Origin of the sequence: Nonomuraea sp. NPDC050691, from assembly GCF_040654455.1 — a bacterium.
In the GTDB taxonomy this organism is placed as follows: domain Bacteria; phylum Actinomycetota; class Actinomycetes; order Streptosporangiales; family Streptosporangiaceae; genus Nonomuraea.
The window spans coordinates 1-6,472 of record NZ_JBFAIA010000287.1; the positions used below are offsets into that span (position 1 = coordinate 1).

Sequence of the window (6,472 nt, forward strand, 5' to 3'; positions counted from 1 at the left end):
GCGGCGTCGTCGACGTCACGCCGGACGCCTCGCCGATCGTCGGGCTGAGCCCGGTCGACGGCCTGGATCTCAACTGCGGGTGGGGCCGGCCCTGCGCGCCGCAGCTCCAGGTCTGGTCCGGCGAGGACCTGCTCGATGTGTCCGAGGTCGCGGGCCGCCATGGCCAGGTGCAGCGCCGTGCGCCGGGCGTACTGGTCCTGTGCGGACAGCTCATCGAGGAGAACGCGCAGGTGCGGGGTGCCGGCCAGGCGGCGGGCGTGGAGGGCCAGCGCCCGCATGCGCAGCGGGTACGGGAGGGGTTCCAGACGCGCCTGCAACGCGGCGGCGCGGGCGTCGATGGGGATGTCGATGTCGTGGGCCGGCTCCTGGGCCGGCACCGTGGGCCTCAACGGCCTGGGCGGAGACCGCCCTTTCCACTCGTCATGCCGACGATGGTGGCCGATCATCCCCTTCCCGCGCAACCCGCCTGCTCACAGGGGGCCGGCACTGGGCCCGCGAAGGAACGAGGCGCCGTCGGGGTGTGCCGGCCCGGCCGGGGTGCCGGCCAGGCGGGATCCAGGACTGCCTCCCGCCGGGCATGACGGTTGGACGGCAGGTCCCGGCCTCATGAACCCTCCGGGCCGCGACATGCCGCAGGGAGCCGCAGGGAGAAGGGGGAGCGTGGCCCCGCCGGGACGCCGGGGAAGCGTCAGGACGGCGGGGTGGCGGGGAAGACGCAGGACAGGGCGCGGGTCAGGACAGTGGCGAAGGAGTCGCTGTTGCCGGGCGCGAGCCAGTGGCGTCCGGCCACGCGGATCGCGCCGGCGACCGAGGCGGCCGTGACGGCCGGGAACAGGTCGCGGGCGGGGTCGGTGCCGGTGCGCGCCGCGATCGCCTCGGCCAGCGGGCCCTCCGCCATGGTGAACGCCTTCAGCGCCTCGCCCTCCAGCTCGGGCGTCGACATGATCATGCGAAGGCCGGCCCGGTCGGGCTCGGGGTCGGTGTAGAGCTCGACCATGGCCGCGACGACGGCCCGGTCGAGCGGCTCGTCGCCGGGCCGCGAGCGCAGCGCCTGCCCCGCGCGTCTCGCCTGGTCGGCCTGCAGGGCGCAGATGGCCTCCTCCCTGCTGGAGAAGTAGTTGTTGTACGTACGGGGAGAGACGCCCGCGGCCGTGGCGATGTCATGGACGCGGACGAGGGCCAGCCCGCTGGGGCCCTGCTCGATGGCCAGGCGCAGCGCGGCGTGGCTGATCGCGTCCCGGGTGGCCCGCTTGTTGCGCGCCCGGAGATCCATGGCGTCGTCGTTCATGGGGACACTCTATCGATGTTGCGTGGCGCGCACTTGATGCGTGTCGCGCAAGTTGTGGGTAGAGTGCGGGAGACGCCCGGCACTCACACCTGGAGAGTGCCAACCGCACGGGTGTGCCGGGAGGGCGAGGTCCATCGGCATGCCCTGCGCGCCGGGGGCCGTCCGTCGCGGGCGCCGTCCCGGCACACCCCCATCATGAGCAGGAGCAGCGATGACCTCGAAGATGATCGCGTTCGACGAGGAGGCCCGGCGCGGCCTGGAACGCGGAATGAACCGGCTCGCCGACGCCGTCAAGGTGACCCTCGGCCCCAAGGGCCGCAACGTCGTGCTGGAGAAGAAGTGGGGCGCCCCCACGATCACCAACGACGGTGTCTCCATCGCCAAGGAGATCGAGCTCGAGGACCCGTGGGAGAAGATCGGCGCCGAGCTGGTCAAGGAAGTCGCCAAGAAGACGGACGACGTCGCGGGCGACGGCACCACCACGGCCACCGTGCTCGCCCAGGCGCTCGTGCGCGAGGGGCTGCGCAACGTGGCGGCCGGCGCCAACCCGATGGCCCTGAAGAAGGGCATCGAGTCCGCCGTCGAGCGGGTCAGCGAGGAGCTCTCCACCCTGGCCAGGGACGTGGAGACCAAGGAGCAGATCGCCTCCACCGCCTCCATCTCCGCCGCCGACCCCGAGATCGGCTCGCTCATCGCCGAGGCGATGGACAAGGTCGGCAAGGAAGGCGTCATCACCGTCGAGGAGAGCAACACCTTCGGTCTGGAGCTGGAGCTCACCGAGGGCATGCGCTTCGACAAGGGCTACCTCGCCCCGCTCTTCGTCACCGACTCCGACCGGCTCGAAGCGGTTCTGGACGACCCCTACGTCCTCGTCGTGAGCGGCAGGATCTCGGCCAACCGGGACCTGGTGCCGCTGCTCGACAAGGTGGTGCAGGCGGGTGGGTCGCTGCTCGTCATCGCCGAGGACGTCGAGGCCGAGGCGCTGGCCACGCTGATCGTCAACAAGATGAAGGGCGTCCTCCGGTCGGTGGCGGTCAAGGCGCCCGGCTTCGGTGACCGCCGCAAGGCCATGCTCGGCGACATCGCCGTCCTCGCCGGTGGCCAGGTCATCGCCGAGGAGCTGGGCCTGAAGCTGGAGAGCACCACGCTCGACCAGCTCGGCCGCGCCCGCAAGGTCGTGGTGACCAAGGACGAGACCACCATCGTCGACGGCGCCGGAGACCCCGACGCCATCGCGGGTCGCGTCAACGAGATCCGCGCCGAGATCGAGCGCACCGACTCCGACTACGACCGCGAGAAGCTCCAGGAACGCCTCGCGAAGCTGGCCGGCGGCGTGGCCGTCATCAAGGCCGGCGCCGCGACCGAGGTCGAGCTCAAGGAGCGCAAGCACCGCATCGAGGACGCCGTGCGCAACGCGAAGGCGGCCGTCGAGGAGGGCGTCGTCCCCGGCGGTGGCGTGGCGCTGCTGCAGGCGGGCGCCAAGGCGTTCGACAAGCTGGAGCTGAGCGGCGACGAGGCCACCGGTGCCGCGATCGTCCGCAAGGCTCTGGAGGAGCCGCTCAAGCAGATCGCCGTCAACGCCGGCCTCGAGGGCGGGGTGGTCGCCGAGCGCGTGCGCGGCCTGGATCCCGGCCACGGCCTCGACGCGGTGACCGGCGCGTACGTGGACATGTTCGCGGCGGGCATCATAGACCCGGCCAAGGTGACGCGTTCGGCGCTGCGGAACGCCGCCTCCATCGCGGCGCTCTTCCTCACCACCGAGGCCGTCATCGCCGAGAAGCCGGAGAAGACCCCGGCCGCCCCTGCCGGGATGCCGGGCGGCGACATGGACTTCTAGCCGCTATTTGATCACCCGCTCGGTGATCTTCTCGCCGTCCAGCGGCACGGCGAGGCAGTACACGGTCCTGTGCCGGGGCCAGTCGGCCTGCGCCGGTGTGAGACCCAGCAGGCCGACGACGTCCCGCTCGGACTCCTTGACGCGCATCCTGGGCGAGCAGCCGTCGTCCACCAGCCGGTCCATGTCCGCCCCCGGCCAGGGTCCGTCGGCCAGCACGTACGTGGTGGCGAACTCCGCCGAGTGCGGCACGTCGCAGGCGACGACGGTCACCATGAAGTTCGTGGGCATGGGCTCGATGCAGTCGCCGGGACGCAGCTCGGTGGCGTGATACCGCTGCGCGCCCGCGCTCGCGGTCTCCTCGGCGGACGGCGTCCGCGGGGCGGCCGCGGGCACGGGCGAGACCGGTCCGGGCGCGTCCGGTGAGCCGGCCGCCCCCGCGCAGCCGGCGAGCGGCAGGACCAGGCAGGCGACGGCGAGTGAGGTTCGGATCATGGCGCCTGAGAATGCCAGCCCAAGATCACTCGTAGGCCACGACTCTGCCATTCCATAGAATCTTCCAGTTGCTGGAAGTTTCTGGCGAGCGTGTATTCGTGGTCATGGAGGAGTCGCGGCGCGAACGGAAGAAGCGGCTGACCAGGCAGCGGATCGCCACAGCGGCCGTCGCGCTGTTCGTCGAGCAGGGGTACGAGGAGACCATGGTGGCGCAGATCGCCGCCGCGGCCGACGTCGACCCCAAGACCTTCTTCAACTATTTCCGCAGCAAGGACGACGTGCTGTTCGCCGACATGGACCACGTCCACGACCTGCTCCTGGGGGCGATCGTCCGGCGCCACCCGGACGAGGGGCCGGGTGAGGTGCTCGTGCGGATGGTCCAGGAGTACGCCGCCCACCGCCGGCCCGAGGTCACCCCGAAGAAGCCCGAGGAGCTGTCGGCGTGGTCGCGGCTCGTCCTGACCAGCCCGGCCCTCCAGGCGAAGGGGCTGTACGTGCTGCTGGACATCCAGCAGCGGATCGCCGACGCGCTGGTGGAGGCGTTCCCCGGGCAGCTCGACCCGATCACGGCGGCGGCCATGACCGGCTCCCTGATGGGCGCCATCCAGCAGACGACCCTGGCGAGCGTCCGGCTCGGCCGCACGCAGGACGAGATGTGGGAGGCGTCCCGGCGCGGTCTCGACATCGCCGCGCGCGGCCTGCTCTCGGTGCGGCCCTCCGCCGAAGGCCCCTGACGCGAGCACCGCGGACGCGAGCACGCGGGAACGAGCACCGCGGACGCGGAACACCTGACGCGAAACCACCTGACGAGGACGCGACCCGGCCCCGGCGTCACCCGTGCCGGCGCGCCCGCCTGGCCGAGATGGTGGCCCACGCCCGCGCGCACTCGCCCTATTACCGCGAGCTGTACCAGGGCCTGCCGGAGCGGGTCGACGACCCGGCGCTGCTCCCGGTCACCGACAAGAAGGCGCTGATGGCCCGGTTCGACGACTGGGTCACCGACCGCGAGATCACGCTGGAGCGGGTCCAGGAGTTCGTGGCCGACCCCGCGCGGGCGGGGGAGGCGTTCCAGGGGCGGTACATGGTGGCCACCACTTCCGGCACCAGCGGAGTGCGCGGCCTGTTCGTGCTGGACGAGCGGTGCATGGCCGTGCACACCGCCCTCGGGTCACGCGCCGGAGGGGGGCTGGGGCCGCGTGACCTGCGGGCGCCCGGCGTCGAGCGGTTCCAGATCGTCCAGACCGCGCCCACCACCCTGCCCGTGCGCCTGCGGGCCGGCGACGGCGACGGCGCCGACGCCGTGTGGCGGACGGTGCGCCGCGAGATCGCCCACCTGCTCGCCGAGCACAAGGCCGGCGACGTCACGCTGGAGCGCGCCGAGGAGCCGCCGCAGCAGTCGCCGGGCGGGAAGCTCCGCAGGATCATCCCCCTGACCAGGCCCTGACGCCCTGACGCCCTGACGCCAGCACATCATGGACCGGCGCGTCAGGGGGGACCGAGCACGGACGGGGCGATGAGCGCGCGGGCGGCGTCGGCGAAGTACTGCTCGGAGGCGTACTGCTCGGCCGCGTCCTGCTCGGAGACGTCCTGCTGTGAGCCGTCCCGCTCGGCGGGCGGGGCGATCAGGCCGAGGACCACCCCCTGGCTGAGGCCGACGAGCAGGCCCCGGAGGGCCGTGGCCAGGCGCTGAGCCTGGCGCGGGCTGAGCGCGGCCCCGTCGTGCGCGCGGCCGGCGAACAACGCGGTCAGCCGTTCCTCGTGGGCCCGCACGGAGGCGGCGAACCTGGGCCGCAGCCCCGGGTCGCGCAGGGCCAGGTCCTGCAGGCTGATCTCGAACGACAGGTGACGCAGTGCGTCGGGGTCGTCGCACAGGCGGCGGTAGTGGCGGGCGAAGGCGCCGACCGCGTCCGCGAGGCCGAGGCCGGGAGGGACGGCCTGTTCCAGGTCCTCGTAGTGCGGGCCCAGGTAGTCGGTGAGCAGCGCGATCAGCAGGCCGTTCTTGCTGCCGAACAGCGAGTAGACGGCGCCGGTCGTGAGCCCCGCCTGCTCGGCGATCTCCTCCAGCGTGGCCCGGTGGCCGTTCCTGGAGACGACCTGGCGCGCGGAGTCGAGCAGCGCCCGCCGGTTCCGCTCCTTGGCCTCCGCTCGTGTCATTCTCATAATGAGATTATTACCGTAATCTCCTTATGAATGTTGGGGAGTTGCTCGGGATGTTGCTGCGCATCGTGACCCCCCGACCCCACCGATAGGAGCACCACTATGGACGTCGCCGCCGCCATCGCCGCCGAACGCCGGGAACTGGCCGACATGCTGGAGGACCTCCCGCCCGCCCTGTGGGAGGTGCCCAGCCTGTGCGACGGCTGGAGCGTGCGCGAGGTCGCGGCGCACATGTCGCTGGGCTTCCGCTTCTCGTTGCCCCGGATGGCGCTCGAACTCGTCAAGGCGCGTGGCGGCATGAACCGGATGACCGACCGGCGGGCCCGCCAGGACGCGGCCGCCATGTCCACGGCCGAGCTGGTCGCCGCGATCCGGGACAACGCGCGCCACCCCTGGAGGCCGCCGGTCGGCGGGCTCCCGGCCGCGCTCGGCCACGACGTGGTCCACGGCCTCGACATCACCGTCGCCGCCGGGGTCGGCCGCCGGGTCCCCGAGGAGCGGGTGCGCCTCCTGCTGGAGCAGGTCACCCCGCGTACCCTGAGGTTCTTCGGAGCGGACCTGCGCGGCGTGGAGCTGCGCGCAGACGACCTCGACTGGTCCTTCGGCGCCGGCGCGCCCGTGTGCTGGTGGCCGGGTGCGGGCCGCTGTCGCAGACGCACCACAACCCGGGCAACAGCCACGAGGTGGCCACCGTCCCG

8 protein-coding genes are annotated in these 6,472 nt (G+C 72.4%); 4 read left to right on the forward strand and 4 right to left on the reverse strand.

All coding sequences use genetic code 11. The annotated features are described in order from the left end of the window. Both AB0H81_RS43305 and AB0H81_RS43310 read right to left on the reverse strand, forming a co-directional pair. On the reverse strand, positions 1-377 hold a 377-nt coding region (locus AB0H81_RS43305; RefSeq protein ID WP_358387906.1), incomplete at its 3' end, for a hypothetical protein. 311 nt (positions 378-688) lie between these two features. Further along, the gene (locus AB0H81_RS43310) at positions 689-1,288 is read right to left on the reverse strand and encodes a TetR family transcriptional regulator (protein ID WP_358387887.1); all 600 of its coding nucleotides are present in this window, start codon (positions 1,286-1,288) and stop codon (positions 689-691) included. A gap of 211 nt (positions 1,289-1,499) precedes the next feature. On the opposite strand from AB0H81_RS43310, the gene groL reads away from it, so the two are divergent. Continuing rightward, positions 1,500-3,125, forward strand: coding sequence for a chaperonin GroEL (gene groL / locus AB0H81_RS43315; RefSeq protein ID WP_358387890.1), 1,626 nt, complete (start codon positions 1,500-1,502; stop codon positions 3,123-3,125). A 3-nt stretch (positions 3,126-3,128) separates the two neighbouring features. Here groL and AB0H81_RS43320 read toward each other — a convergent pair whose 3' ends face one another. Beyond that, positions 3,129-3,617, reverse strand: a complete 489-nt coding sequence (locus AB0H81_RS43320) for a hypothetical protein (RefSeq protein ID WP_358387893.1) — start codon at positions 3,615-3,617, stop codon at positions 3,129-3,131. Between the two features lie 68 nt (positions 3,618-3,685). Here AB0H81_RS43320 and AB0H81_RS43325 point away from each other — a divergent pair, with 68 nt between their 5' ends. Both AB0H81_RS43325 and AB0H81_RS43330 read left to right on the forward strand, forming a co-directional pair. Further along, a complete protein-coding gene (locus tag AB0H81_RS43325) occupies positions 3,686-4,351 on the forward strand; it encodes a TetR/AcrR family transcriptional regulator (protein ID WP_358387896.1) in 666 nt (221 codons plus the stop codon). Positions 4,352-4,479: 128 nt separating this feature from the next. Next, on the forward strand, positions 4,480-5,061 hold the full coding sequence (locus AB0H81_RS43330) for a hypothetical protein (RefSeq protein ID WP_358387898.1): 582 nt from the start codon (positions 4,480-4,482) through the stop codon (positions 5,059-5,061). A gap of 41 nt (positions 5,062-5,102) precedes the next feature. Here AB0H81_RS43330 and AB0H81_RS43335 read toward each other — a convergent pair whose 3' ends face one another. Next, positions 5,103-5,771, reverse strand: a complete 669-nt coding sequence (locus AB0H81_RS43335; RefSeq protein WP_358387901.1) for a TetR/AcrR family transcriptional regulator — start codon at positions 5,769-5,771, stop codon at positions 5,103-5,105. Positions 5,772-5,876: 105 nt separating this feature from the next. Here AB0H81_RS43335 and AB0H81_RS43340 point away from each other — a divergent pair. Continuing rightward, positions 5,877-6,472: maleylpyruvate isomerase family mycothiol-dependent enzyme (locus AB0H81_RS43340; RefSeq protein WP_358387904.1), on the forward strand; the 596-nt coding region annotated here is incomplete at its 3' end.

Excerpts from the sequence above, each read along its gene's own strand:
- AB0H81_RS43310 (WP_358387887.1), bottom strand. The coding sequence starts at position 1,288 with ATGAACGACGACGCCATGGATCTCCGGGCGCGCAACAAGCGGGCCACC.
- groL (WP_358387890.1), top strand. The coding sequence starts at position 1,500 with ATGACCTCGAAGATGATCGCGTTCGACGAGGAGGCCCGGCGCGGCCTG.
- AB0H81_RS43320 (WP_358387893.1), bottom strand. The coding sequence starts at position 3,617 with ATGATCCGAACCTCACTCGCCGTCGCCTGCCTGGTCCTGCCGCTCGCC.
- AB0H81_RS43330 (WP_358387898.1), top strand. The coding sequence starts at position 4,480 with ATGGTGGCCCACGCCCGCGCGCACTCGCCCTATTACCGCGAGCTGTAC.
- AB0H81_RS43335 (WP_358387901.1), bottom strand. The coding sequence starts at position 5,771 with ATGACACGAGCGGAGGCCAAGGAGCGGAACCGGCGGGCGCTGCTCGAC.